Source organism: Photorhabdus viridis (assembly GCF_040256935.1).
Lineage (GTDB): Bacteria > Pseudomonadota > Gammaproteobacteria > Enterobacterales > Enterobacteriaceae > Photorhabdus > Photorhabdus viridis.
The window spans coordinates 1-223 of the sequence record NZ_JBEJZY010000517.1 but is presented as its reverse complement, the minus strand read 5'-3'; the positions used below and the strand labels follow the sequence as shown (position 1 = coordinate 223).

1 protein-coding gene is annotated in these 223 nt (G+C 51.6%); it reads left to right on the top strand.

The genetic code is table 11. The features are described from left to right. A partial coding sequence (locus tag ABR397_RS24345; RefSeq protein WP_350307921.1) for a POTRA domain-containing protein occupies positions 1-223 on the top strand: 223 nt, incomplete at both ends.

The following is a 223-nucleotide window of genomic DNA, read 5'->3' as shown; positions in this document are numbered from 1 at the left end:
GGGCATGATTGGCAAAACACTCAATCTGCGGGATATTGAACAAGGCATGGAACGCCTGAACCGCCTGCCCTCACAACAGGTCGCCATTGATATTCAGCCAGGAAAACAACCTGGTTATTCTGCGGTTATCTTAAAACGAACCTCGACGCGCTTACCGATCAGTGCCAGCTTGGGTGCGGATAACAGTGGTCAGAAAAGTACCGGCACCGGGCAAATCAATGCC